The sequence below is a fragment of the Deinococcus arcticus genome, assembly GCF_003028415.1.
GTDB classification, from domain to species: Bacteria; Deinococcota; Deinococci; order Deinococcales; family Deinococcaceae; genus Deinococcus; species Deinococcus arcticus.
The window spans coordinates 146,214-172,706 of sequence record NZ_PYSV01000005.1 but is presented as its reverse complement, the minus strand read 5'-3'; the positions used below and the strand labels follow the sequence as shown (position 1 = coordinate 172,706).

At 68.6% G+C, this 26,493-nt stretch carries 20 protein-coding genes and 1 tRNA gene; 6 read left to right on the top strand and 15 right to left on the bottom strand.

Translation table 11 applies throughout. The features are described 5' to 3' along the window. Window positions 1–6 precede the first annotated feature (6 nt). From C8263_RS07175 to C8263_RS07145, 7 genes are all read right to left on the bottom strand, one after another. On the bottom strand, window positions 7–771 hold the full coding sequence (locus tag C8263_RS07175; RefSeq protein ID WP_107137439.1) for a M90 family metallopeptidase: 765 nt from the start codon (window positions 769–771) through the stop codon (window positions 7–9). Window positions 772–1,170: 399 nt separating this feature from the next. Further along, complete coding sequence (locus C8263_RS07170) at window positions 1,171–2,775, bottom strand: TROVE domain-containing protein (protein ID WP_199188338.1); 1,605 nt, start codon at window positions 2,773–2,775, stop codon at window positions 1,171–1,173. Window positions 2,776–2,936: 161 nt separating this feature from the next. After that, window positions 2,937–3,007: transfer RNA gene (locus C8263_RS07165), tRNA-Arg, on the bottom strand. Between the two features lie 389 nt (window positions 3,008–3,396). Further along, window positions 3,397–4,395 (bottom strand): Gfo/Idh/MocA family protein, encoded by a 999-nt coding sequence (locus C8263_RS07160; RefSeq protein WP_107137438.1) that lies wholly within the window; start codon window positions 4,393–4,395, stop codon window positions 3,397–3,399. Between the two features lie 113 nt (window positions 4,396–4,508). Continuing rightward, a complete protein-coding gene (locus C8263_RS07155; RefSeq protein WP_332888932.1) occupies window positions 4,509–4,607 on the bottom strand; it encodes an aminopeptidase in 99 nt (32 codons plus the stop codon). Window positions 4,608–5,070: 463 nt separating this feature from the next. Next, window positions 5,071–7,167, bottom strand: coding sequence for a S8 family serine peptidase (locus C8263_RS07150; protein ID WP_107137437.1), 2,097 nt, complete (start codon window positions 7,165–7,167; stop codon window positions 5,071–5,073). Window positions 7,168–7,245: 78 nt separating this feature from the next. Continuing rightward, window positions 7,246–9,546, bottom strand: a complete 2,301-nt coding sequence (locus C8263_RS07145; RefSeq protein WP_107137436.1) for an Ig-like domain-containing protein — start codon at window positions 9,544–9,546, stop codon at window positions 7,246–7,248. A 396-nt stretch (window positions 9,547–9,942) separates the two neighbouring features. Here C8263_RS07145 and C8263_RS07140 point away from each other — a divergent pair, with 396 nt between their 5' ends. Then, a complete protein-coding gene (locus C8263_RS07140; protein WP_107137435.1) occupies window positions 9,943–10,287 on the top strand; it encodes a hypothetical protein in 345 nt (114 codons plus the stop codon). A 118-nt stretch (window positions 10,288–10,405) separates the two neighbouring features. Here the strand turns inward: C8263_RS07140 and C8263_RS07135 are convergent, their stop codons facing one another. The 3 genes from C8263_RS07135 to C8263_RS07125 form a co-directional block, all read right to left on the bottom strand. Continuing rightward, window positions 10,406–11,497, bottom strand: coding sequence for a peptidoglycan recognition protein family protein (locus tag C8263_RS07135; RefSeq protein ID WP_107137434.1), 1,092 nt, complete (start codon window positions 11,495–11,497; stop codon window positions 10,406–10,408). A gap of 3 nt (window positions 11,498–11,500) precedes the next feature. Further along, a complete protein-coding gene (locus C8263_RS07130) occupies window positions 11,501–12,496 on the bottom strand; it encodes a peptidoglycan-binding domain-containing protein (RefSeq protein ID WP_233218693.1) in 996 nt (331 codons plus the stop codon). 136 nt (window positions 12,497–12,632) lie between these two features. Next, the gene (locus tag C8263_RS07125; RefSeq protein WP_107137433.1) at window positions 12,633–14,429 is read right to left on the bottom strand and encodes an acyl-CoA dehydrogenase; all 1,797 of its coding nucleotides are present in this window, start codon (window positions 14,427–14,429) and stop codon (window positions 12,633–12,635) included. Window positions 14,430–14,536: 107 nt separating this feature from the next. Between C8263_RS07125 and C8263_RS07120 the strand changes: the two genes are divergently transcribed. Beyond that, window positions 14,537–15,511, top strand: coding sequence for an NADPH:quinone oxidoreductase family protein (locus tag C8263_RS07120; protein WP_107137432.1), 975 nt, complete (start codon window positions 14,537–14,539; stop codon window positions 15,509–15,511). Then, the gene (locus C8263_RS07115) at window positions 15,508–15,930 is read left to right on the top strand and encodes a MerR family transcriptional regulator (protein ID WP_107137431.1); all 423 of its coding nucleotides are present in this window, start codon (window positions 15,508–15,510) and stop codon (window positions 15,928–15,930) included. Before C8263_RS07120 ends, C8263_RS07115 begins: the two co-directional genes overlap by 4 nt. Before the next feature lie 49 nt (window positions 15,931–15,979). Here C8263_RS07115 and C8263_RS07110 read toward each other — a convergent pair whose 3' ends face one another. Then, window positions 15,980–17,353, bottom strand: a complete 1,374-nt coding sequence (locus C8263_RS07110) for a DUF2252 domain-containing protein (RefSeq protein ID WP_107137494.1) — start codon at window positions 17,351–17,353, stop codon at window positions 15,980–15,982. Window positions 17,354–17,455: 102 nt separating this feature from the next. On the opposite strand from C8263_RS07110, the gene C8263_RS07105 reads away from it, so the two are divergent. Next, the gene (locus C8263_RS07105) at window positions 17,456–17,773 is read left to right on the top strand and encodes a GNAT family N-acetyltransferase (RefSeq protein ID WP_107137430.1); all 318 of its coding nucleotides are present in this window, start codon (window positions 17,456–17,458) and stop codon (window positions 17,771–17,773) included. Window positions 17,774–17,780: 7 nt separating this feature from the next. On the opposite strand, the gene C8263_RS07100 is transcribed toward C8263_RS07105, so the two are convergent. From C8263_RS07100 to C8263_RS07090, 4 genes are all read right to left on the bottom strand, one after another. Continuing rightward, on the bottom strand, window positions 17,781–19,232 hold the full coding sequence (locus C8263_RS07100) for a GGDEF domain-containing protein (protein ID WP_107137429.1): 1,452 nt from the start codon (window positions 19,230–19,232) through the stop codon (window positions 17,781–17,783). Between the two features lie 262 nt (window positions 19,233–19,494). Further along, entirely contained in the window at window positions 19,495–19,908 is a 414-nt protein-coding gene (gene trxA, locus C8263_RS07095; RefSeq protein WP_107137428.1) for a thioredoxin, read from the bottom strand. A 616-nt stretch (window positions 19,909–20,524) separates the two neighbouring features. Then, entirely contained in the window at window positions 20,525–20,767 is a 243-nt protein-coding gene (locus C8263_RS18895) for a cupin domain-containing protein (protein ID WP_146160620.1), read from the bottom strand. Window positions 20,768–20,924: 157 nt separating this feature from the next. Beyond that, a complete protein-coding gene (locus C8263_RS07090) occupies window positions 20,925–21,869 on the bottom strand; it encodes a DUF808 domain-containing protein (protein ID WP_107137427.1) in 945 nt (314 codons plus the stop codon). Between the two features lie 254 nt (window positions 21,870–22,123). Here C8263_RS07090 and C8263_RS07085 point away from each other — a divergent pair, with 254 nt between their 5' ends. Both C8263_RS07085 and C8263_RS07080 read left to right on the top strand, forming a co-directional pair. Then, the gene (locus tag C8263_RS07085) at window positions 22,124–25,297 is read left to right on the top strand and encodes a GAF domain-containing protein (RefSeq protein ID WP_107137426.1); all 3,174 of its coding nucleotides are present in this window, start codon (window positions 22,124–22,126) and stop codon (window positions 25,295–25,297) included. Next, window positions 25,294–26,460: an acyl-CoA dehydrogenase family protein gene (locus C8263_RS07080; RefSeq protein ID WP_107137425.1), complete on the top strand. Its 1,167-nt coding sequence runs from the start codon at window positions 25,294–25,296 to the stop codon at window positions 26,458–26,460. The genes C8263_RS07085 and C8263_RS07080 overlap by 4 nt, the downstream gene beginning before the upstream one ends. The last annotated feature ends 33 nt before the right edge of the window (window positions 26,461–26,493 follow it).

Sequence of the window (26,493 nt, the reverse complement as noted above, 5' to 3'; positions counted from 1 at the left end):
GGCGATTCAGGCGGCCTCTGCGCCAGCGCTGGGAAAGGCGCCGTAATAGTCTTCCAGAAGCTGGTGCAGCGCCGGGTCAAAGGCGCGCAGGCGCTGCGGGGCTTCAAAGTACAGTTCGGTAGCAACCGCAAAGAATTCGGCGGGGTTCTGCGCGGCGTACGGATCAATGGGGGCCTCGCCCCAGGCGAGGTGGGCGCGCAGCCGGGTCAGGGCGCCGTTCACCACCTGCGCCCAGCGGGTGTAGGCAGCGCTGCTACGCAGCGCCGGTGCGCCGTCCACCGCGCCGCTGCCACTGTCGAGCTGATGGGCAAATTCGTGCAGCACAACGTTCCGCCCGGTCCAGGCGGCCCAGGTGCTGGCTTCTACCGCACGCCAGGCCAGCACCACGCTGCCCCGGTGCCACGATTCACCGATGCGCACAGTCGGTATCTCGCCGATCACGCCACCGGGCAGCAGCTGGGGAACGGGAGAGACAAACGCGTCGGGATAAAGGTAGATCGTGGTGCAGTGCGGGAAATGGGTGGGGTCGTGCTGCAGTTCCAGCCGGCAGGCCTGCGCCGCGACGATCACGCGCATGGTGTCAGTGACGTCCAGACCGCCGCAGCCTTCGAAAGTCTTTTCCGCCAGGAAAATCTGGATGCGCCCCTGCAGGCGCCGTTGCAGTTCGGGTGTGAGGCGGTGGTACCAGGGCAGGCGGCGCCGCAGCACCTCCAGCCACGCGGCAGGAAAGAGCCGCTTACGAAGGGCGTGACGACGGAAAAAGGTGAACATAGGGCCTCCTTGGACCGGGCCGGCGACGCAGAATAGTCAATCAGTAAACTGCTTTAAAAAACATAGCATGAATGATTGTGCGCAAGGTTTCGCCTTTCTTGACCACAAGAGCCAGCGGCCCTGTTCGCACCGAACACCGGCGCAACCACAGAAGCCTGCGCCGTGATACGGACGGCCGTCCATTTCCGTACCATCTGGGAAGGAGCCGGATGTTCCCCGCCTTCGGCGCTGTTCCAGCCCAATTCCCGGAAATCCGCATTTGTTCCTTCTCTGCTGCGCAGCTCTTCGAGTCCCTCCGGTCGAAAAAATTCCGGAACACATTACGGAATTTTTCGGAATCCGTATGACAGGGCAAAACCAGCAACGTCCACGAAAAAGCGCCCCGCGTGGGGCGCCTTTTCAAGCTCTGAACTGCTGACTCATCGCGTGGGCGTACCGCAGGAGGCCGTCGCCCCACCCGCCCAGGATGAAGGTGCCGCGGTACGTTTCGGGCACGATGGTGTCGCTGTACCCCGCCACCTGTACGAGATAGACCATCACCTGGGGGTTGACCTCCTGCCGGTAGGTCTGAATCAACTTCGGGACGTCAATGTAGTGCCCGCCGCCGGGCCAGACATAGGCCTTGTAAGCCCCCACATCCGTGCCATACAGGCCCCCGTGCCCGGCCTGCATGTCGCTGTACACGAACACCTGATCCCAGTGCTGCCGCTCCCGGATGGCGCGGTCCCAGAAGAGCCAGATGCCGTTTTCCGTGGCGCCGCCAATGGTCTGGGCCAGCCGCTCGGCCCGCTCCAGGTTCGGCATGACCCGGCCCTGGACCCGGAAAGTCTCCAGACGGTCCCCAAACACGCCCACATGCCCCTCGTCCGCCCGGCGCGCCGTGAGCACCGCGCTGAGGTTGGCAATGGTGCTGACCTGCATCTGGCCCATGCTGGAGGTCGCCGTGCCCTGCGCGCTGCCGCTGTTGTCACACAGGCTCATCACCCGGCCCGGGAAGTGCGGCAGTTCACCCAGGCTGACCTCCAGGGCCTCCTCCACAGCGCTCAGCACCGCACGCGGCGCACTGGCGTCCTTCACCGCCCGGTAGGCGCTGTAGTAGCGGAAGGGCAGCTGCCTGCCCCTGGCGGCGCCCGCCACGAGTTTCTCCGTGAACAGTTCCAGCGCCACACCATGCTTGACCAGATTGCGCAGGTTGCGCAGCAGGGCCATGTGACCCATCACCTGCACCGCCTCCGTCCACTGCGCCTGCCCGCTGCCCCTGGCACTGATCAGGCTCTCCCAGGTCTCGCCGTCCAGTTTCGCCTCGCCGCGCATCAGGGCGTCAATCGCTGGGCTGCACGCGTGCACCATATTCACGACGTCCAGCGTCTTCACGTCGTGGCCCTCCAGGCGGTATTTCGCCAGGGCAGTGGGCGGCACCTGTTCCAGCGCACGCTTCCAGGCCTTTTTCAGGCTGTTGGGAACCGGCTTGCCGTAGGCGCTCAGCTGATAGGCCAGCCCCGTGGCCGGTTCGTCGGCCCGACGGATGATCCCGGGCGCGTGCTCGCGAATCAGGCCTGTGCCCCGCACGGCGGCGTGATTGGCCGCGCGAACCAGAATCACCTGCGGGGTCACGCGGATGTTCCATTCACCGCGCAGTTCAGCGGCCAGGGCCAGGGTTCCGGCCGGGTCGACATTCAGGGCGGCGTCAATGGCGCGTTCCAGGCGCTGCGCAGGCGTCAGGGTGCGGTTCTCGCCAGAATCAAGGGTACCCAGGGTGGCCTGCAGGTGCGCCATGTGCAGGTCGTCCAGGCGGCCCCGGCGCACACGCTGCGGGCGGGTGTCCTGCACGTCCCGCGCGTAGTACATCGGCTCACCGAAAAAGCAGCTGGCAGCCGTGACGCGCAAGGTCTGAAGCGGATCAGTGAGGTCGTAGGACGGGCCGCCCATGAAGTTGAGATGCGGCGAAGCAGCGCGGTTCTTTTTGCGGTTGAGGAAACCCATGGGCATGACCTCCTTCGTCATGGCGGTACAGGAAAAAGGCCAGTGGGAGAACGTCACTTCCCCGGCGCGGTTTCTTTTCCGAAGAAGGAACCGGAGAACTCACTGCCCACTGGCACAATTGGACGCCCGGAGAACATATTGCGGCGGGACACAAAGCGCTCTCACCAGCTGAGCTACACCTGTGGCCAGGTGGCGGGACTTGAACCCGCGACCTCTCGATCCGGAGTCGAAGGAACCGCCGCTCTCACTCCCGGGCGAAGGGCAGTATGGCGGGAACGGGTGGTCTGGCTCTATTCGCTGTTTCACCCAGGCGGGGTAGGTGGATTGGCGCACCGGTGACAGCGTGGGGCGGGGCGCACCACCTGGGTTTCAGAACGGAGACCGGGGGTCTGGAGGAGCCGTTTTTCGCCCCAGAGTGGACCTGACCACCGCTGGTCAGAAACGCTGAACGCTTTCAAGGGGCGCAGGCCTCCTTCTGCATGGGCAGCAGAACACTGAATCCGTCTGGACCGTTGGAGGGCTGAGCCCCTGGTTCGTCCAGCCCGACCCACGAGGCCCACGGCTCCATCTTCGCCAACTGGATGCAAGTGCCGTCTCCGCTGCGCTCCTCCGCCGTGGCTTCTTGCGCCGCAATAGGCCCGTTCAGGCAGGCACGGTATCGACCCAGGTGCCACTGGCCGTCGAGCGCTCCCAGGCCTCCAGCACCGCCTGAATGCGGACCCCCATCCCGAAATCCACCAGGTCGCCCGGGCCGCCCCGCACGCGGCTCACCAGGGCGCCGACCAGCCGGGTTCCGCCCGCCGTTCGGGGCGTGTCCACGGGCACAGCTTCCAGTGGTCCAGCCCCCACGGCCGCCACCGGCACCGCCCAGTTCACCAGACCGGCGGTGCCCGCCGTTCCGTACACCGTCAGGCTTACCTGCTCCGGCCGGGGCACGTTGGTCAGGCAGGACACCACAACCTGCACGCCACCTTCCAGTTCCAGCAGGCCCAGCGCGGCCGTTTCGCAGGCGGCTGCGTCCTCTGCCGGATACGCCGCGTTGGCCCAGACCCGGGTGACGGGGCCAAGGGCCGTGAGGATCACATGGAACAGGTGCGGGCCCACCTCGCGGATAGGGCCGCCCTGCGCCCGCCCACCGATCCAGGGATTGTGCTGCCACGGCCGTGGCCACTGCGGAAACACCAGATTCAGCTCGGCGCGGCGCACCGCCCCCAGCGAGCCGTCCCGGACGAGCCGGTGAAAGGTGTCAATGCCAGGATCGGCGTGCAGCGGCAGATTCAGCGCGTGAATGACCCCCGCAGCCTGCGCCGCGCGGTGCATGGTCTGGGCTTCGTTCAGCGTGAGCGCCAGGGGCTTCTCGCACAGCAGATGCCGGCCCGCGCGCAGCACCTCCAGGGCAATCGATGCGTGGTGCTGCGGCGGCACCGCCACATACACCAGGTCAAGATCTGCCCCATTGAGCAGCTCGCGGTCATCCGTCCACGCCGAGGCCCCCAGAGGCCCGGCGGTCTGGGCGGCGAGGTCCGCGTTTACATCGCACACCGCCGCAACCTGCACGTCGGGATGGGCAGTGAACACTTTTAGCAGGCTCTGGCCGATGGCCCCCAGGCCAATCACACCAACTTGCACGGCACGGGTCATGGGGCCTGTTGTACCGTCCGGGGCGTTCCTGCGCCACCTGGCCGCTCGGATCGGCGGGACCACTCGCGGGGCCGATGCAGGCGGGCGCTCCAGCCGCGCGGAGCCCGGGTCACTCAGAACGTCCAGCCTCCGCTCCGCAGCAGCGGCTCACGCGCGCCGTTCTCGGTGATACCGTCCACGTCCACCTCCGCGCTGCCGATCATGAAGTCCACGTGCGCAACCCATCCCCGCGCAAAGTTCTCGCTGAAGCCGAAGGCTAAGTCCCTCGCCCCTCCCCCATTCCAACGGTTCAGAAGGGCGCAGCAACGTGTCCATTCCCGGTGCGAGGCACTTTGTTCGCCACTCGCTCCGCTCGGATGATCTAAAAATCAACAGCGAGTTACTTAGCTGTATCTCTGCGGCATGGGCAAATGAGCAGCTGGCCGGTCAAGCGCTGCGAGGCCACAAGCGGTCGCAAACCGACCCGGCGCCCGCTGCCCGGAGGAAACGCAACGCCGTTACATCGTGCTGGCACCAGCGGTCAGCGGTGCGCGCTGGGTTTGGATAAGCCTTGCTGATTCGTCCGGGGCCTCCGGCGTTGCCCTTTCGCTGCACACGCGCGCCTTCCAGGCCTCACGTCCCACCAGCGAAAAAAAGTGACCCCAACATGTGGGGTCACTCCTGATCAGCGGAGGCTTAGTTCGTCTTGCTCAGCTTCAGCTGGTACTTGTTGAAGGGGCTGTCATCGGTGGTCGTGGCGCTGCTGGCGATCTCGTAGCTGGTGGCCACCAGGTAGTAGGTGCCGGCAGCGGGCAGCGTGAAGGTCACTTCCGAGTCGCTGTCAATGCGGGGAGTGCCACGGTCATCGTTGCTGGCCAGGACCTTGCCCGTGCTGTCAACCAGGTACAGGAAGGCGTCCAGCTGACCGCCGATCTGCGCGGCCGCCAGCATCTCGGCCTTGATCTGATCGTTCGCGGCGCCCGTGAACTTGAAGTAATCAAAGTCGCGGGGCTTGCCGAAGATGTAGGCGGTCTGGGTGGTCTGGCCGTAGGCGATGGCCTTGGCGCTGGCCATGTCATCGTTGGGCTCGTAGGGGTCAGCGGGGTTCAGGTTGACCACGCCGGCCGGCACGATGACGCGCTTTTCATCGGGGCGGTAGTAGGTCGAGCCGCTGGTGGCCGTCAGGGTGCCGATAAAGGTGCCCCGGTCCTCGGTCTTGCCGCCGGTGGTGCTCAGGTCGGGGCCGGCCACGTAGATGTCGTAGGTGCCAGGGGCAATCTCGCTGAAGCGGGCCTCGCCGTTGTTGTCGGTGGGGCTCAGGTACAGCGGGGTGGGATCGTCGGTGGCGCCGGCGCGCGTGCCCTGGCCGCGCAGAATCACGTCGCCCAGAATGCCGGTCTGCACGCCGTTGGAGTTGCTGGTGTACTTCACTTCGATCAGCACGTTGGCGCCCTTGGCGGGCAGCGCGGCGCAGTCGGTCAGGTTCTGGGCAATCTTGCCCGCGTCCAGGCGGCCCCAGCCGGTTTCCCGGTCAAAGCCGTTGGGGTTGGTGCCAATAGAGCTGTCCGCGTTCATTTCCATCACGCGGCGCACCTGGTAGGGCGTGGCGGCGGGGCATTTCTGCAGAATCAGCGCGGCCACAGCCGTGGTGTAGGGCGAGGAGAACGAGGTGCCCGAGATCAGGGCGTAGCCGCCGTCCGGCTTGACGGTCGAGTCCAGCCAGGTGGGGCTGGCCAGCATGGTGTCCTGACCCGGCGCCGTCGTCGAGATGTGACGGCCGTGGGTGCTGAAGGTCACCCTGCGGTTACTGGCATCCAGCGCGCCGGAGGCAATCACGCCGGGCAGGGCTGCCGGGTACTGGAACTCGTCGTGGTAGGAGTTCCCCATGGACGCCACGATGGTCGTGCCGTTGGCCATGGCGTAGTCGAAGGCGTCCTTGACCGGGCCGAAGCTCACGCCGCCGCCCCAGGAGTTGTTGATGGCGCGCGCACCGTTGTTGGTGGCCCACACGGCGCCCAGCGCGATTTCAAAGCTGGAGTAGCCGCCGGGGTTGAACATGGTCACGGGCATCCACTTGGCTTCGTAGGCCAGACCCACGATGCCCTTGCCGTTCTTGGCCGCAATGATGCTGGAGGCCACGTAGGTGCCGTGCGAGTTCTCGGGCTTCTTGAAGTAATTGCTCCACTCAGTCCCAGAGGTGTAGGTCTTGTTCTGGCGGGGGTCAAAGGCCTTGCCGGCCCAGTTGGGCGCCAGGTCGGGGTGGGTCACGTCGCCCGGATCGTCAATCACGGCCACAATCACGCCCTTACCGGTCAGGCCCTTGTCCCAGGCGACCTTGGCGTTCAGGTGACGGGGGTCCAGGGCGTACTGGGGCAGCACGTCGAAGATCTGGTCCGCGTTGGCGGCCTGCGGAGCAAGGCTGCTGTTGGTGATGGTGGGGGTACCGCGGTCCGGCACGACCACTGCGTTGGCACTGGCGTAGCGCACACCGTCCACCTTGGCGCGACTGGCGAGTTTCAGGGCGTCGCCCGAGACCCGCACCAGCGCGGTTTTGATTTCAGGAATGGTACGGACCACTTCGCCGCCCATGGCCTTGGCGGCAGCGGCCAGCCCCGCTTCGGTGGTGTAGCCCACCACGACTTCGTTCTGCACGTACTGCAGGTTGCCGCTGCGGGCGATCTGCTGCTCGGCGGGGGCCGGGGCGGCAGCAACGGGAGCAGACTGGTTGGAGCAGGCGGCGAGCAGGGCGGTCAGGCCGAGCACGCCCAGGGTCAGCGGAAGGTTCTTGCGCATTTTTGAAGCCTCACTGTGGAAAGAAAGGGTCAGCTGGAGCGGAGGTGCCAGGGCCTGGGGTCAGGCCCCAGGCCGGGTTTACTTCTCGCCCGTGATGAAGTCCCAGTTGATGTTGGTGCCGCGGGTCTGCAGGATGGGCGCGTCGGTACCGGCGGGCCAGGTGAAGACCGAGTAGGCCGAGATCCGGTTGCCTTCGCTGGGCGCGTACTTGTACGCAAAGCCCGAGTACATCTCCCACTTGTAGGGGCGCAGGGGCTGCAGAGCCGGGGCGCCCAGCACATTCAGGGGCAGGCTGACCGTATGGGCGGTGGTGTTGACAGGGGCCAGGCTCTTGGCTGCACCGAACTTGCCGCTGGTGTCGGTCAGCACGTTGGCGGCGGTGGCCGGGGCACCCAGAACGGCGCCCGTGCTGGTGAACACGGCACTCTGACCCACAGCAATGCCGTTGCCCGTGGGCCCCGTGCCTTCTTCCACACGGATCAGAGCGTTGGCGGCCGATCCAGGCAGGTTGTACCCGCTCAGCGTCATCAGGTCGCGCAGGCGCAGGTTGTAGGCCGCGCCGTCTGCGCCGATCTCCGTCTGATTCTGGCCCATCACGAAGGTGGGATTGAGGCTCACGCCGGTGCTTTCATCGGCGGGCGCGATAAAGGTGGGCTGGAACTGCGCCAGCGGCGTGGTCTGGGTGGTGTTGCTGGCGACGCTGTTGGCACCGCGCGCCATCACGCGGTAGGTAAAGGTCTTGCCCACCGTCAGATCGGCGCTGGTGTCACGGAAGTTGTAGGGACGGGACGCCTGGTTGGTGGCGCTGCAGCTGGCGTTGGCGCCGCCGCCCACCGTGCCCACCTTGGTGAAGGTGGTGCCGTTCTCGGAGCGCTCGATGTCGAAGGCGAAGGGCACGGCGGCCGTGTTGGTGTAGCACCAGCGCACTTCCACGAACACGCCCGAACCGTTGGGGGCGGCGTCGGGGTTGGGGGTGTTGTAGGGCGTGGTCCACGAACCTTCCTGCTTCAGGGTGAAGGCGGTGGCGGCAGCGGCCGTGGGGGCCGTCACCGTCACGTTCTGGCTGGCGTTCGTGTTGATCAGCTTGATCGGCACGATGTAGCGCGAGTAGTTGAAGTTGAAGTCCACCACCATGATCTGCAGGTAGACCGTCTCGCCCGCCGCGGTGCCAAAGCCCGCGATGAAGTTGGGCGAGCTCGCATTGGGCACCGTGACCCCCGGACTCTCAATGACGCCCTGCTGGTCCTGGGGCGGCGAAAAGTTCCAGTTGTTGGCGGTATTGGACGCCGTGATGACGCCCGAGCCCGGGGTACGGCCCAGCTGGGCGTACATGATGCGAATGGGTCCGGTGTAGTTGGCGTCCGTCTTGATCTTGAAGTCCACGCTGTTGGTGAAGGTGGACCCGGCCAGAGGGGTCGTGCCGTCGGCGCGCGTGAAGCTGATCTGGGCGGGCTCAGGGCTCACGGCCGTGTCGAAGGCTGGGCGCTGCACCAGCTGCACGCTGGGGGTATCGGTGCCCACCATCACGCCGTACAGGTCAGAGCCGGCCATGCCGGTCTTGCGCGCCTTGAGGTCATAGGTGCCGGCGCTCAGGCCGTTCAGGGTGAACTGACCGTTGGCGTCTGTGGTCACGGTGCCCAGGGTGGTGCCGCCCTGCATCACGGTGATGGTGCTGCCAGCCACGGGGGCGCCGATGTTCTGGTCCACCACGGTGCCGCGCAGAGGCGCGGTGGCGGCCGTGATTGCCACGGTCACCTCGGTGCTGGCGCTGGTCTTGTTGCCGGCGGCGTCGTAGGCAGTCGCTGTGTAGGTCTTTTTGCCGTTTTGCACGGCGTTCAGGCTGACCGTCATTTCAAAGGGTGCGGTGGTGTCCTCACCCAGCTTGGTGGTGCCTTCAAAGAACTCCACCTTGGTCACGCCCACGTTATCCGCAGCAGTGGCTCTGAGGGTAACAGTGCCCGCTGCGGTCACGGGGTTGGGAGTAGCCGTCAGTGACACGGTGGGAGCGGTGACGTCGGTAATCGTCACATTGACTTCGGTATTGGCGCTGGCTTTGTTACCGGCCGCGTCGTAGGCAGTGGCGGTATAGGTCTTCTTGCCGTTGTTGGCAATGGTGACTGCCACAGGCAATTCGTAGGGGGCCGTGGTGTCCTCGCCCAGCTTGGTCGCGCCGTCATAGAACTCAACCTTGGTCACGCCCACATCGTCACTGACGGCGGCCTTCAGGGTGAAGGTGCCGTTGGCGGTCACGGGATTGGGGGTGGCGCTGAGGGCAATGGTGGGCGCCGTGGTGTCTGCAGGCGTGGTCGGCGGGTTGCAGCCGATCAGAAGGGTGCCGAGCACGAAGGCGGAGCCGATAGACAGGGGTTTCAGGGCCATGGGTGAAAGTGACTCCTTACGAAGAGAGCAGGCGGAGAACAGGTGACCAGACGACACCAATTGCGCAGAGACGTGGGGGCCACCGTTCATGCAGAAACAACGAGTGCAGATGAAATTGAGATGTAGCTCGTGAAAGGAATCTTAGAGCGCGCTCTGGAGAAGGTCAATGAACGCAGCTCACTTTCCCCCATTGAATGAATCCATATTGTCTAGACAACTTTGCATCATGTCTAAAATCACATTTTCTGGCTTAACGTGCCTGTCTTTCGCTCTTTTCACTGGGGTGTGCCTGACTTCAGGGACCCTCCCCACCGGGGCGCTTTCGTGTAGACGTGAAAAACCTTACACTGGCCGGTACACCGTACAGCGCCATTTCAGCCTGTACCGGGAGGAACTATGAAACGAAGCGCACTCCTGCTGGCCCTGCTGGGCGCCGCCTCGCTGGCCTCGGCCACGCCCTCTGCCAACGCGCCAGTCACCCTTCCCTCAGGCGTGGTGGTCAAGGACGTGATGCCGGGTTACCTGCGGGGCAACGGCGGCTCGTACGAAGGACATGACAACAAGGTGCTCGTCTGCCACGCCACGAGCGCTGTGGACAACAACGCTTACGTGGTCATCAGCATCTCGGCGGCGGCGCTCGAAGCCCACCTTGCCCACGAGCACAAGAACGCGGGCGGCGGCCGCCAGCACCGCGACGCGCTGTATCTGGGCAGCCTGAGCTGCGGTTACAAGCCCAGCTGAGTCTGCCCGCAACCTGAAAGCCGCCGCCCAGGAAAATGCTCCGGGCGGCGGCTTTCAGGCTGCGCTTATTTCGATACTCGCTTCGCTCGGTTGATCTGGGGACCAGCAGCGGAGTGACTTAACTTTGCAGGGCGTGCCAGGTGTTGGGGCCCACCACGCCGTCGGCACCCAGGCCCCGGCTGGTCTGAAAGTTCCGGACCGCTGTTTCGGTGCCGGCCCCGAACACGCCGTCCACCGCCACGCTGTAGCCGCGCGCCGCCAGCTGGCCCTGGGCTGCCTGCACCGCCGGCCCGCTGTCGCCCCGCCGCACGGTGCGGATCAGGCGCTCCCAGGTGGCCGAACCGATCACGCCGTCAGGGGTCAGGCCCACGCCGCTCTGAAAGGCGCGCACCGCACTCGCCGTGCCACTGCCGTAGGTGCCGTCGGCAGTCAGGCTCTGCCCGGCAGCCAGCAACAGGCGCTGGGCACTGCGCACCCGCTCACCGGTCATGGGGGCGCGGGTGGTGGGCCACAGGCGCAGACTCACGCCCAGCCGGGCCGCCACATCGGCGCGCAACTGCGGCAGTTTGGCGTACAGCACGTCGCCGGGGCAGTCGGTGTTGTTGAAATCGCGGTGGCCGTACAGCTCGCTGGCGGGAATGCCGTACTGCTGGCACAGCCACGCGCACAGGCCCACCAGGGCGCTGTACTGCCCGCCCGGGGGCGAGACGGTCATGTAGGTGCCCTCGTTCTCAATGCCCACCGAGACGTCATTGAAGCCGTCGCAGTGGGCGCCCTGCACGTGCTGCTGCCCACCCTGGGCCGCTTCGAGGCTGCGGTGGCGGCCTTCGAGCACATAGCCGCCCCGGCTGATGGTGAACTGCTGGCCCGAATCAATCCAGCCACGAGAGAAGTGGCTTTGCTGAATGGAGCGGGCGAGGCTGTACGCCTGGGCGCGCGAGAGGTCGCTGGTGTTGGCACTGGCGGTGTGGTGCACAATCAGGCGCGTGGGCCGCGCCGAGAGCAACACAATGGGCGACCTGGGGGCCTGAGCGGCCCAGGCGGCTGTGCCCGCCACCGAAGGTGAGGCGACCGCCAGGGCATTCAGGGGGGTCTGGGGCAGGGCCGGGCTGGCGACCTTCACGCCGCAGCTGGCCAGAAAAGCGCCACCGCCCACCAGGGCCCCCAGGCGCAGCAGGTCGCGCCGGGTCAAGACATTTTTGGCCGCCATCTGTCAGTTCCAGGCGCAGTGCACGTGGTTGCTGTGCCCGCCGGGCGGATCGTAGTAGGCGTTGAAGGTCTGGCTGGGGTCGCTGCCCGCCGCAATGCAGGCGTTGCGCGCGGCCGTGTGGGCGCTGTTGGGGCTGGCGAGGCTCACGCCGTTCCAGGTGCCGATGTCCAGGGCCAGCCCGGCGTAGTGGTCGGAATAGGTGGAATGCACGCCGCCCGCAATGGACGTGATGTACATGGAATTGTTCGCGCCCATGCTGGCCAGCCCCTGCAGCATGGACCGCTTCAGGGCCACGGTCAGGCCGCAGTTGGCGTTGCTGGCGCAGCCGCGCGTGGCGAGGCGACCGGCCGCCGTGTCCACGATGTTCTGCCGGGGATTGCCGTTTACCGTGGAGCTGCTGGTGCCCAGCGTGATACGGCTGTTGTTCAGAATCTGGCTGGCGAGGCTGGCGGTGGTGCCGGTGCCGCCGGTGCTGCTGCCCGTCACCAGCGCGTGCCAGGTGTTCAGACCCACCACGCCGTCGGCGCTGAGGCCACGTTTGCTCTGGAAGTCGCGCACGGCGGTATTGGTGCCCGCGCCAAACACGCCGTCCACGGTCACGCTGCCGTAGCCGTAACCGCTGCGCAGCTGGTCCTGCACGGCGCGCACGGCGTTGTTGCTGTCACCCTGGCGCACCGTGGCGATCAGTTTTTCCCAGGTGTTGCCCCCCACGATGCCATCCACCGTCAGGCCGCTCGCCCGCTGGAAGTTGCGCACGGCGGTGTCGGTGCCGGCGCCAAAAGCCCCGTCCACACTCAGGGTCTGGCCCCGGTGGCGCAGCAGATACTGCAGCGTGACCACATCGCGGCCACTGTCACCCTGGCGCAGCGCCTGCCACGTCAGCACTGACTGTGCACTCAGCCGGGCGGCTTCTGGGCCGGACGCCAGCTGGGGAGAGGACGGAGCGCTACAGGCAGCCAGCAGCGCAGGCAAGAGGACCAGCAGACGGGCGTTCGTCATGTCACCTCCGGGCGCAAACCGCGCGCCAGCACGCGAATCCAGCGCTGGGGCCGATGGTTGGAACCGGTCACAGGGGCGCTGAATTGTCGTGTGGCCTCACCCTACCCCAGCCCGCCGGACAGGTGGCGACAGGTGGTCAGAACCACTCGGGCGACATGTCTAGAGCGGTGGTGTCGGCGGCGGCCAGCAGTTCGATGTGCACGCGAATTCTGGGCAGTTCATGCAACGCAAAGAATCGGGCAGCCTGCAGCTTGCCCTGGTAAAAAGCAGTGTCTTCTCCGCGCGCGGTGGGCAGGGCGCGGGCCGCTGCCGCCGCCTGCCGCAGCCACATCCAGCCCAACACCACGCCGCCCAGCAGTTCCAGGGCGCTGTGGGCCCCGGCCAGCACCCGTTCCGGGCCCAGGTCGGCGGCGCGGGCCAGCAGGGCCCCCAGGGCCGCCGGGCCCGCCTGCGCCGCCCCGCGCACGCCTGAACGAATCTCATCCAGGCCAGTCAGGGGCTCACTGGCCGCCAGGTCCGCCTCCAGGCGCGTCAGCAGCACGCTCAGGCCCCGCCCGCCCGCCTGCGTGAGCTTGCGGCCCAGCAGATCGGCGGCCTGAATGCCTTCCGTGCCCTCGTGGATAGGGTTGAGGCGGTTGTCACGGTAGTACATCTCGACAGGGAAATCCCGGGTATAGCCCGCGCCGCCCATCACCTGAATGGCGTCGCTGAGGGCGGCCTGAACATGGCGGCTGGGCCAGCTTTTGACGATGGGCGTGAGCAGGTCCAGCAGCAGCCCTGTGTCCGCGCGCGCCTCCTGGGGCCCGGTGTGCAGGTCGTCCACCAGTGCGCAGGCATACAGCCCCAGGGCCAGCCCCCCTTCCACGGTGGCCTTCTGGCGCAGCAGCAGGCGGCGCACATCGGCGTGTTCAATGATGGGCACCGGGGGCGAGAGCGGATCACGCGCGCCCGGGCGCCGCCCCTGCCGGCGTTCACGGGCGTAGGCGAGGCTGTGCTGGTAGCCGGCACTGCCCAGCATGACTGCGCCCAGACCCACGCCAATGCGGGCCTCGTTCATCATGTGGAACATCTGCGCCAAGCCCTGCCCCGGCGCCCCCACCAGTTCGCCCACCGTTTCGCCGCCCTCGCCAAAGTTCAGCAGCGTGTTCACGGTGCCCCGGTAACCCAGTTTGTGGTTCAGGCCCGCCAGCACCACATGGTTGGTCTCTCCGGGCGAGCCGTCCTGGCGCAGGCGAAAGCGGGGCACCAGAAACAGGCTGATGCCGCGCACACCTGCCTCGCCCCCCGCCATGCGCGCCAGCACCAGATGCACGATGTTCTCGGTGAGTTCGTGTTCGCCGCCCGAAATCCACATCTTGGTGCCGCGAATGGCGTAGGTGCCGTCGGGGCGTGGCGTGGCAGTGGTGGAAATGTCCGCCAGCCCGGAGCCCGCCTGCGGTTCAGACAGCGCCATGGTGCCGAACCAGCGGCCCTCCAGCAGCGGCATCATGTACCGCCGCTGCTGCTCCGGCGAGGCGAACTGCCGCTGCAGGTTGGCGTTGCCGATGGTCAGGAAGGGGTAGCCGCTGTAACCGATGTTGGCAGCCTGAAAATGCGCCATGGCCGCCTGCATGACCACCCAGGGCAGGGCCAGCCCACCCAGTTCCTCGTCGTGGTGGGCGCTGAAAAAGCCGGCTTCCCGGAATGCCTGCATGGCCGCCTGCGCGGAGAGGGGCAGCACCACCCGGCCTTCACGCAGCGTGGGCTCGTGCTCGTCGGCCTCGCGGGCATACGGCGCAAAGTGACGCTCGGCCACGTCCAAGGCCAGGGTCAGCACCGCCTCGTAGTCCTCGCGGGTATGACTGGAAAAGCGCGCGCGGGCGGTCAGGGCGGCGGTATCAAGCACCTCGAACAGCTGGAAATTCAGGTCGCGGCGGCTGAGCACAGGGGGCATGGCAGGTCTCCTTGGAGGCGAAAGATGGGGCCAGAGCGGAAGGTGTCCGTAGACGTACAGTATGAACGCCTGCGTTAAGATGGGGCCACCTATACGGAGGTGTTTCCATGCGCGCCCTGACCTGTACGGCCTTTGCCCCGCCCGAAGCCCTGACCCTGCAAGACCGCCCCGATCCGCTGCCCGGCCCCGGCGAGGTGACGCTGGAGGTCCGCGCCGCCAGCGTGAATTACCCCGACGCCCTGATGGTGCAGGGGCTGTATCAGGTGCGCCCGCCCCTGCCCTTTACCCCCGGCGCCGAGGCCGCCGGGGTGATCACGGCGCTGGGCGAGGGGGTACGCGGCCTGCAGGTGGGTGAGCGCGTGGCCGCCTTTACCGGCACCGGCGCCTTTGCCACGCACCTGACCGCTGCGGCGGGCGCGGTCTTTCCGCTGCCCGAGCACCTGAACTTTGAGGTGGCGGCCACCCTGCCACTGGCCTACGGCACGGCCATGCACGCGCTGCTGGACCGGGGGAAGGTGCAGCCCGGCGAAACGCTGCTGGTGCTGGGGGCCGCCGGGGGCGTGGGGCTGGCGGCCGTGATGATCGGCAAGGCGCTGGGCGCGCGGGTGATCGCCGCGGCGGGCAGCGAGGAACGCCTCGCCCTGGCGCGGGCCCACGGCGCAGATGAAACGGTCAACTACGAAACGGAGGACCTGAAGGCCGCCCTCAAAGCCCTGACCGGCCGCGCGGGCGTGGACGCCGTGCTGGACCCGGTGGGGGGCCGCTGGGCCGAGGACGCCTTTCGCAGCCTGGGCTGGGGCGGGCGCTACCTGGTGGTGGGCTTTGCCGGCGGGGAGATTCCGCGCCTGCCGCTGAACCTGCCGCTGCTGAAGGGCGCGGGCGTGGTGGGCGTGTTCTGGGGCGAATACGCCCGGCGCAACCCGGCCGGGAACGCGGCCCATCTGGCGCAGCTGGCCGAGTGGATTGCGGCCGGCACCGTTCGCCCGTTGGTCAGCGCCCGCTACCCCCTGGCCGAGGCGCCGCGCGCCCTGCGGGACCTGCTGGAACGCCGGGTGACCGGCAAGGTGGTGGTGGTGCCTTGACCGGTCCCACCTTCTACACCACGGCTGAACTGGCGCGCGCCGCCGGAGTGACCCGGCGCACCGTGATGCACTACGCCGAACTGGGCCTGCTGACCCCCGATCAGGTCACGGCCTCGGGGCGGTCGCTGTACGGGCCCTACGCCCTGCGGCTGCTGCGCGACCTGCTGGACCTGCGCGCCCTGGGCATGACTCTGGAAGAGGCGCGCGACATGGTGACCCTGCGCCGCGCCACCCACGATGTCAGCGGCGCCTACCGCCACGACTGGACCCGGGCCGACGTGCCTCTTGACGACGAGCGGCTGCAGGCGCTGCAGGGCCGCCTGCGCGCCATTCAGAGCGCCTACGAGCGGCAGGCCGAGAATCTGGCCCGCTTTGACCGCTGGCTGACCAAGCGCTTTACCGGCACGCCAGAGACCTAGGCGGGGCGCCCAGTTGGGCCGGTTCGCCACAGCCTTCTCCCGCCCGCCTTTAGTCGTCGTCCGGGTCGGCCTCGGTTTCTATGTCACCGCGCGCCACGGCGCGGGCCAGGGCCGCGTGGTCGCGCTCGGCCTGATCGGCGTAGGCCACCCCGAAGTCGCCGGTGGCTTCATCGAAGTTCTCGCCGCCGCCCAGGTAGGCGCCCAGAGCCACGGCGTCTCCGGTGCGGGCGTGGGCACGGGCCAGGGCCCAGCCGCACAGCTCGGCAATCTCCTCCAGGGTGCGGGGACTGACGGCCTGCAGGTCAAAGCGGCCCTTGAGGTCGCGCAGCTGCCGCACATAGGCAAAGTGGTGGCCGCCCGAGCACCAGCCCAGGAAGGGATCGCTGGCCGCCTGCATGAGCTGCTGCCCGCGCACGATGCGGTGGGCAGCGTTCTTGGCCACGGTCGGCCCGGCGTGGGGCTCCAGCACACTGGGGCGGGCCTCTTTGACCTGCAGGAACAACACGTCGTCGCCGTCGGCGGCCAGCAGCAGCACCAGCACCCGGCGCCCGCAGCTGCCCACACCCGTCACCTTCAGCGCCCAGTCGGCCAGGTGATAGCGCGAGAGCAGCATGCGGCGGTCCGGCGCCACGCTGTCGAGGTAGCACGCCTTGACACCTTCGAGCATCGCCTCGGCCTGGGGATCGCTGGTGTGCACCAGCAGCGGGGGATCGTCGCGCAGGCGCCAGCCGGCGGGGGTGTGGACCGCCAGCTTTTTCAGGGTATGCAGGTGGGTGCGGGTACTGGCCTTGGCAAACATGGCCTGCCCGTGGGCGCGGGCGTCGGCGGCCATGTCGGCCAGCGCTTCAGAAGCGTCAATGCGGTCGTACCACACGTCAATGTGCGGCTGCCGGGCATAGGCGCGCAGATGCAGGCGGTAAGCGCGGGCGGCGCTGCGGGCGGCAAACTGGGCGTCAGCCGCGCTGTGGCCTGCCTCGCGCGCCGCCAGCACCAGACTGGCCGAGAGGCGGCGCACGTCCCACTCCCAGGGGGCGCGCAGGGTTTCATCAAAGTCATTCAGGTCGAACACCAGGTTGCGCTCACCCGTGGCAAAGGCGCCGAAATTGGCGCAGTGGGCGTCGCCGCAGGTCTGTACCCGCTCGCCGGTCACCGGCGTGGTGGCCAGATCGGCGGCCATCAGGGCGGCGGTGCCCCGGAAAAAGGCGAAGGGGCTGGCCACCATGCGCCCGTAGCGCAGCGGCAGCAGGTGCGGCATGCAGCCGCTGGCGCTGGCCTGTAGGGCCTGCAACACGTGCTCGGGGCGGTCGCCCGGGGCCTCGAAGGTGGCGTGGGCACGGCGCGGCAACACGGCGCGCAGCGCCCGGCCCTGGGCGCGGCGCTCGGACCGGGGGGGCAGCGGGGTGGGCGAAAAAGGATCATGCATGGCGCCACCCATCGTGTCATGTCTGCTGCGGCGCAGGGTAAAGACTTCCGGGCGTGGCGCTGCCAGGGGCCCACCCGGCATGATGGAGCGCACGGAGGCCCCATGACCGACACACAGACTGAAGTGATTCGCAATGACGAAGCCGCCCGCTATGAACTGCGCCGGGGCACCGAGGTGCTGGGCTACGCCGAGTTCCGGCCCGCCGGTGAGGGCGCGGTGATGCTGCCCCACACGGTGGTGGAAGAAAGGTACGAAGGCCAGGGCCTGGGCAGCCTGCTGGCCCGGGGCGCCCTGGACGACGTTCGCGCGCAGGGCCAGCGGGTGGTGCCCATGTGCCCGTTTATCGCCGCCTACATTCAGCGCCACCCCGAATACACCGACCTGGTGCACCCGCAGCAGCGCGGGGTCTTTGGGCTGTAGGGCAAGCTCAGCTCCTGGCCTCGTCTGCCGCCCCCCGGGCGGCGCCGCGCGCCTTGGCGGCGTACATGGCCTGATCGGCCTGGTGCAGCAGGGCCCCGGCGTCCATGCGCCCCTGGCCCCAGCCCACACCCAGACTGGCCCCCACCCTGACCCCCTGAATGGGCGCGCGGCCCAGTTCGCGGACAAAACGCGCGGCCAGTTGCGCGGCGCCCTCGCCGTCGGTGTGGGGCAGGATCACCGCGAACTCGTCGCCGCCCCAGCGGAACACCGTGTCCGAGGCGCGCACGCTGCGCCGCAGAATGTCGGCCACGGTCACCAGCGCGGCGTCCCCCGCCGCGTGGCCCAGGGTGTCGTTGATGGCCTTGAAGTTCGTCAGGTCGGCAAGCAGCAGCGCCAGCGGCTGTCCATGCCGCTCGGCCGCCGCGAGGTGCCCGGCCAGCACGTCGTTGAAGTGGCGGCGGTTGTACAGCCCAGTCAGCACGTCGGTGCGCGCCGAACGCTCCACCAGTTCCCGCTGCCGGCTACCGTGCATCAGCACCGCCGCCTGCACGCAGAACGACCCCATGGTTTCCACCGAGTCGGCCGCGAAAGCAAATTCGCTGGTAAAGGAGTCCAGATTCATCAGGGCGTACACGTCGCCCCCGTACAGAATCGGCACGGTGATGGTGGCCCGGATATGGTCCATGGAGGGCAGCAGGCTGGTGTAGGTCAGGCCGCCCATCAGGTAATCGGTGCGGTGCACCGCCGCCGCCCCTTGGGTCATGACCCGGGGAATACCCTCGTCCCAGAGGGCCTGCCCCGCGCCATACCAGGTGTCGCGCGTGTCTTCCACACTGAACGACACGCCCCGCAGTTCGGCCCAGTCGTGGTTGACCAGGGCCGCGTAATCAAACCGGTCCTCCCGGCGCAGCAGCAGTGAGCCGCCCTCGGCGCCGGGCACCAGGGCCACCGCCGCTTCCAGCAGCGGTTGATACAGCTCGTCGGGCGGGCGGCTGATGAGCTCGTGCTGCAGGTCCAGCAGGCTCTGCAGGCGCCCACGCAGTTCCAGCTGTTCCAGTTCCAGGCCCAGCAGCGCCATGACCGCCTCCACGTGGGCCAGCGCCTCGCCCGCCAGCCCAGCCTGACCGGGCAGCCACGCGGCCAGCCGGGGAAAGGCCCGGCCCTGCACCGGCACCAGCAGGCCGTCGCCGCGCCGCACAGCCTCGCCCCGGGCGAAAATCTGCCATTCTGCAGCCAACAGGGGCGCGGGCAGGGGCCGCGCTGGCCCCGCGCCGCGCAGCGCGAACACGCCGCCCTGCAGGGCCAGGAGGGCGGCTTCATCCAGAGCCGCGTCGCCCAGAGCTGAACCACGCCGCAGGGCGCCCAGCATCAGCGCCAGCAGCTCGTCGGTGCCGCGCACCGCCCGCGCGGCGCGCAGCAGCGCCGTCCACTGCTCTGCATGTTGTGCGACTCCTGCCATCTGGCCCCCGATGTTAACGTCGGGTCAGTTTGCCACAGGCGGCCTCACAGAACTCTTGAGCGGCGGCCCTGAACGGGTTGCGTGGAGTGCGCAGGGCAGCAACGCGCCGCGCTGGGCCAGTCTTTCATACGGGTTCCGAAAAATTCCGTAACGTGTTACGGAATTTTTCCGACCAGCGGAAGAAAGAAAAAATACGGATTTCCGGGAATTGGAGGAACATCCGGCTCTTTCCCGGATGTTACGGAAATGGACGGAATGCGTATCAGGCTCCGTCCAGCCAGCTCAGCAGCACGCCCTTGGGCTGGGCGCCCACCAGGCGGCCAGTCAGCTGCCCCTGGCGGTAGAGCAGCAGGGTGGGAATGCCCTGCACGCCCAGCGCCGAGGCGTGGCGGCCATGTTCGTCCACGTTCACCTTGACCACCCGGACCCGGCCGGCCCGCTCCCGGGCAATCTCTTCGAGCACCGGGCCCACCACCCGGCAGGGCCCGCACCACGGCGCCCAGAAATCCACGATCACCGGCACCGCCGCCTGAACGTCCGTGTCCAGAGAGTCGTCGGTGCCGTCGTGCAGCCAGGGCAGGGCCGCGCCGCAACGGGCGCAGACCGGCACCTGGCCCTGGGGAACAGCGGCCACGCGGTTGCGCGCGCCGCACTGGGAACAGGACAGAGGCGTCATGGCTTCAGTGTGCCCGGACAGGAAGAAGGGTGTCCTTGACGCTTTCTTGAGCGCCCCGCGCCCCCCAGCTGCAGCGCCAGGATAGCGGCCGGAATCAGGGCGAGTGTCGTGCGGGGAGACAGCGTCAGCGTTTCGGTGCCCGTGCCCAGCGTCACCTCGCCGTCCACAGCGGTGACTACAGCGGGGCGGCCCCCGGTGCCAGCCCTGCCCCGCCACGCTGGGCCCGCAGGGTGATACGGATTCCGAAAAATTCCGTAACATATTACGGAATTTTTCCGACCGGAGGAAGAAGGAACAGATGCGGATTTCCGGGAATTGGACCTGAAAGGCTCCGTAGGAGCGGAACATCCGGCTCCTTCCCGGATGTTACGGAAATGAACGGCAGTCCGTATGAAATGCTCGCAGCCCACCGGCTCGCCCGGCACTCTGGGGCCGGTCCCAGTGGAAGACGCGGCAGGTCGTGTCTGACGCCTGCTGCAGTTTGTAGGTCAGCAGGCCTGGGCCCAGCGCGTGCAGGGTGCCGGCCGGAATGAAGCCGGAATGGAGAGGGTGTCGCCGGGGCGCGGGGTCAGCCGGGCGCAGCAGCCCAGCACCGCGCCCGCCCGGATCGCGCGCGTCAGGGTCCGGGCGCCGGGCCCGCCCGTAGTTCGGTGCCCCCGGCCGCCTCTAGCACATGCCAGCTCCCGGTCTTGCCACGTTCCTGCGGGCCTACCAGGGCACGGACCTGCCCGTCGTCCGGATGCACACCTGCAGGCTCAGCCAGTCCTGGCAGTCCAGCAGTTTTACCAGCAAGGGTAAAGGGCTGCAGGTGCGCCTGACCCAGCATCTCGTGGGGAAAGGTGTCGCACAGGCGCTGCACGGTCCTGTCCTCAAAGGGGCTGCCACACGCTGGCCATCGGCCAGCCACGCCTTGCCAGTGGGCACGCTGTCCGGACCCGGTGGGGCCGGCCGGGCGCCGCCCCACACCCGGCCCTGAAAGCGCGGGTTCAGGCGCAGCGCGGCCGGAAGGGCTGCTTTCAGTGGGCCGCTTTGCTCTTACCAGGGCGCAGGTGCAGCAGCCCGGCGATCAACCCGCCCAGCACCAGCCCCACCAGCCCGGAACCCAGCGTCTCGACCAGCCACTCCACGAAGCCCTCGGCAAAGGGCACCGCGTGCCCGGCCGCCACTGCCAGATCGTGCAGGAAGTGCGCGGGGCCGCCCAGGCCAAACTTCGCCAGGCCGTCAAGCACGATGTGACCGCCCACCCACAGCATGGCTGCCGTGCCAATGACCGACAGGGCCCCCAGCACCACCGGCATACCCTTGACCAGGCCGCGCCCCAGTGCACGGGCAGCGCCGGAGCCGCTTTGCGCCAGGCGCAGGCCGAAGTCGTCCATCTTCACAATCAGTCCCACCACGCCGTACACCAGCGCGGTGATGATCAGCGCCACCACCAGCAGAATCACGGCGCGCAGCGCGAAGGGCTCGTTCGCCACCTCGGCCAGGGCAATGGCCATGATTTCCGCCGACAGAATGAAGTCGGTGCGGATCGCCCCGGCCACCATCTGCTGCTCGTGGGCCTCGCTACTCAGCTTGGCCTCGGACTCGGCGGCGCTCTCGTGGTGGCCGCCAAAGGCTTCAATGACCTTCTCAGCACCCTCAAAGCACAGGTACGCCCCGCCCACCATCAGAATGGGCGTGATGGCCCAGGGCAGAAACTGGCTGAGCAGCAGCGCCACAGGCAGGATAAACAGCACCTTGTTGCGCAGCGAGCCGCGCGCGATGCGCCAGATGATCGGCAGTTCGCGCTCGGGCCGGAACCCGGTGACATAGCGCGGGGTCACGGCGGTGTCGTCCACCACCACGCCAATGGCCTTGGTGCCGGCCTTGGCCGCCGCCGCGCCGATGTCGTCAATGGACGCCGCCGCCAGCCGCGCAATGGCCGCCACATCGTCCAGCAGGGCCACCAGCCCGCCGCTCATCGGGGGCCTCCGGGGGTGTGGGGGGCCAGGAACAGAACAGAAAGAACACGCATCCTGCTCAGCCTAAAGCATGGCCCGGGGGGGACGGGGGCAGGGCGCGGCGGCGCGGGGCTTAGGCATCCTTGAGAAGAGCGGCGCCTGTCCTCACTGCTGGGCCTGCCCCTGGCCCTGCGACCGTCTGAGGTGCCCCCCTTGCCTTGCTAGAATGGCGTTCCCTTGCCCGAGTCTGCCGCCCTCTCCGCTGTTGTGCCCCTGTGACCCCGGTCCACGAGCTGTCCCTGTCGGCCCTGGCCAGCCTGCTGGCCGCCAGCGACGACGCGCTGTTTGTGCTGGATGAACACGGACGTTTTGTGTACGCCAACGACGCGGCAGGCGCCGTGGTGGGGCGCCGGGGCGCTGATCTGAGCGGGCTGTCACTGGAAACCGATTTCGCCCACGCCTTCAGCCCGCGCTGGCTCAGCGAAAGCCGCCGGGCGCGCGCTGAGGGCCGCCGGGTGGAGTACGACGCCTTTAATCCGGCGCTGGGTGGGTGGGTGCGGGTGCAGGTGACGCCGCACGGGAGTCACCTCGCCGTGCAGCTGCGCGACGTGAGCGCCCAGTACCGCTCCGCTGCCCTGCAGCAGATCACGGCGGCCCTGGCCCAGGCGGGCACCCTGGCCGAGGTGGTGCAGGTCACGCTGCGCGAGACGGCGGCGGCGGCCGGCGCGGCCATGGCGGCCCTGGTGCGCCCCACCGCCGACGGCGAGCACCTGGAACTGGTGGGCGACACCGGGTATCCGCCCGAACTGCGCGCGCGCTTTGCCCGCTTTCCCCTGAGTCTGGATATTCCCCCCTGTGAGGTGGCCCGCAGCGGGCAGGCCACCTATGTGGAGGGCGACACCTTCGACGCGCGGTATCCGGGCTCGGTGGGGGTACGCGCCGCGCAGACGCGCAGCATGGCGGCGCTGCCGCTCTCGGTGGACGGGCAGCTGTGGGGTGTGCTGGCCCTGAGCTTCCGGGACCTGCGGCAGTTTCACCCCCACGAGCGCGAGTTCTTTGAGGCGCTCCTGGGCCAGTGTGCCCAGGCGCTCAGCCGCGTGCGCGCCCAGGCCCAGCTGCAGGAAGAGGCCGAAGCCCTGCGGCGCCTCAACCACAGCGGGCAGCTGGTGGCGGCCGAGCTGGACCTGGGCCGCATGGTGCAGGCGGTCACCGACGCGGGGGTGGAGCTCAGCGGCGCGCAGTTCGGGGCCTTTTTTTACAACGTTGTGGGCGAGGGACAGGAGAGCTACATGCTCTATACCCTCTCCGGCGTGCCCAGGGAGGCGTTTGACCGGTTTCCCATGCCGCGCAACACCCAGATTTTCGCCCCCACCTTCACTGCGCAGGGAGTGGTGCGCTCGGACGACATCACGCAGGACCCGCGCTATGGGCACAGCGCCCCGCACCACGGCATGCCTGCCGGGCACCTGCCAGTGCGCAGCTACCTCGCCGTGCCGGTGGTGTCGCGTTCTGGCGAGGTACTGGGCGGGCTGTTTTTCGGGCACGCCGAGACCGGGGTGTTCACGGCGCGCGCCGAGGAACTGCTGCAGGCCCTGGCGGCGCAGGCAGCGGTGGGCATGGACAACGCCCGGCTGTACCAGCAGCTGCAAGACAGCCACCGGCTGCTGGAGGCGCGGGTGGAGGCGCGCACCCACGAACTGGAAGCGCAGGCGGCGGCCCTGGAGGCGTTCGTGCGCTTTACCGAGGCCGCCGGCACCACCACCGAGGTCCTGACCCTGGCGCGTGAGGCCATGGGCGTGTTTCGCCGCTTCTTTGCCCAGTGCAGCGCGGCCTATTACGAGCGCGACGGCGAGCTCTGGCGCGCCCAGGTGTGGACTGAGGACCTGGAACCGGCCGTGATTCAGAGCATCACGGCGGGCGTGCCCGCAGAAGCCCCCACCTTTGCCGACGCCGCGCGCACCCGCGCCCCGGTCTTCGTGGACGGCTGGGATCCGGCGCACGAACAGGTGGCGGCCACCGAGGCCTACGGCACCGTGGCGCTGTACCCCATGGTGGTGGAGGATGAGGTGGTGGGACTGCTGGCCGTGGGGCTCAAGAACACCCGGCAGTGGGGTGAGCACAGCCGGGCGGTGGTGCGCTCCACCGGGCGCAGCCTGAACCTGTCGCTGGAGCGCGCCGCCGTATCGCTGCAGCTGCAAAAGCAGCGCGACGCCCTGCAGGCCCGCACCCAGGCCCTGGAAGCCTTCGAGGGCCTGACGCGCAACCTGACCCTGGAAGCCGACTCCTACAGCCTGATCACGCGCGCCCAGCACATCATGCTCTCGCTGTTGCCCGAGGGGTACTCGATCTACTGGGAACGCGAGGGCGACACCTGGCAGGCCAGAACCCAGCTGGGCGACCTGCACAGCGCCGAGTTGCAGCGGCAGGTGGACGCCGGCTTTCCCTATGAGACCACCCGCACTGTCCGCCTGCCCTTTGAAACCGGCGAGCCGCTGTATCAGGACGAGTACGACCGCACCAACGACGGCCTGGACAGCACCGTGGCGCACATCAGCGCCACAGCCTCGCTGCCGGTGCGGGTGGGGGACCGGGTACAGGGCGTGATTGTGGTGGGCCTGTTTGGCGCCCGGCGCTGGACGGCCACCGACCGGGCGGTGCTGGCCACCGTGATGCGCAGTGTGGGCCTGACCCTGGAGGGCGCCGAGCATGCCCGCGCGCTGCAGGAACGCACCCGCGACCTGGAACGCTCCAACGCCGACCTGGAACGCTTTGCCTACGTGGCCAGCCACGACCTGCAAGAACCGCTGCGCACCATTGCCAGTTTTGCCGAGTTGATCGAGCGCCGCTACGGCGAGCGGCTGGACGACCGGGGGCGGCAGTATCTGCAGTTTGTTACGCGCGGCGCCGAACGCATGAAGGTCCTGATTGACGATCTGCTGGTGTTCTCGCGCCTGAACGTGGTGCGTGAGCCGCTGGTGCCTCTGGCGCTGGCGGGCCCACTGCAAGACGCCCTGGACAGCCTGCACGGCGCCGCCGAGCGCAGCGGGGCCCGCGTGACCTGGGGCGCCTTGCCCGAGGTGCTGGGCGTGCGCTCCGAACTGGCGCAGCTGTTTCAGAATCTGCTGGGCAACGCCATCAAGTTCCGCCGCGAGGGGGCCTCTCCCCAGATTGAGGTGCAGGCCCGTCCCGCCGAGAATGGCGGCTGGCAGATCGAGGTGCGCGACAACGGCATTGGCTTTGAAGTCCAGTACGCCGAGCGAATTTTCGAGATGTTCCAGCGCCTGCACGGCCGCGACCGCTTTGAAGGCACCGGCATGGGGCTGGCCATCGTGCGCAAGATTCTGGACCACCACGGCGGGCAGATCTGGGCCTCGTCGGTGCCGGGGCAGGGCAGCACCTTTACGTTCACGCTGCAGGCGGCGCCCGGCGCTGCCGAGCCGCCCGCATGACGGCGCCCACCCACTGGCCCGCTGCCCCCCTGAACGCCGAGCAGCGGGCCGTGGTGGCGCGTGCCGCCGAGGCGGTCCGCACCCATACGCCCGCCTGCGAGGCCGCGCAGGACGTGACCCCGGAGGCCGCCCAGGCGCTGCGGGCCAGCGGCTACACCCGCCTGACCCTGCCCTCTTCTGCGGGTGGCCTGGGGGCCACGCTGAGCGGCTTTGCCCAGGCGCAGCTGACCCTGGGCGAGCAGGGGGCCAGCCTCGCGCTGGTGCTGGCCATGCACGGGCACGTGACGGGCGCCGCGCTTCAGGGCCGCACGCTGCCGGACGAACTGCTCTTGGCCCTGGCGGGGGCGTGCAGACGCGGCGAGCTGGTCAACGCCCTGGCCAGCGAACCGGAACTGGGCAGCCCGTCGCGCGGGGGCCAGCCTCGCACGGCCGCCACGCCGGACGGCGCCGGCTGGCGCGTCAGCGGGCGCAAAACCTGGAGCACGGGCGCGCGGGCCCTGCACTGGGCGCTGGTGCAGGCGGCCCTGCCAGACGGCGGCGTGGGGCGATTCTGGGTGGACCTGCGGGGAAACGGCGTGCACCTTGAACCCACGTGGCACGGCGCCCTGGCCCTGCGCGGCAGCGGCAGCCACGACGTGGTGTTTCAGGGGGCGCCAGCCGGGCTGTGGGCCCCCGCCGAACCCCATGCGGCAAGCAGCGCGTGGTTCTGGACGGCGGTGGCCGCCACCTACCTGGGGGTGGGGTTTGCGGCCTTGAAGGCATTGACGGCCTACGCCCACAAGCGCGTGCCCACCGCGCTGGGCGCTCCACTGGCCACCCTGCCCCAGCTGCAGGAGGGCGTGGGGCGCCTGGGCACCGGGCTGCTGGCGGCGCGGGCGCTGCTCTGGCAGGCGGCGGCCGGCTGGGACGCGGCCCCGGGGGCCGCCGCCCTGCCCCTGCTGGGCGCGGCGAAGGCGCTGTGTACGAATGCCGCCGTGGACGCCACCGATCAGGCCCTGCGGCTGGCGGGCGGCGCCGCGCTGACGCCGGCCCTGCCCCTGGAGCGGCTGCTGCGCGACGCGCGCGCGGGCCTGACCCACCCCCCGGCCGATGACCGGGCCTTTGCAGGCCTGGGTGTGGCCCTGCTGGCCGCAGACGCGCCGCCCCCGTCCCCCACCCCGTAAGCGCGCGAAATGCGCCCCGGCGCACGGCGCCCC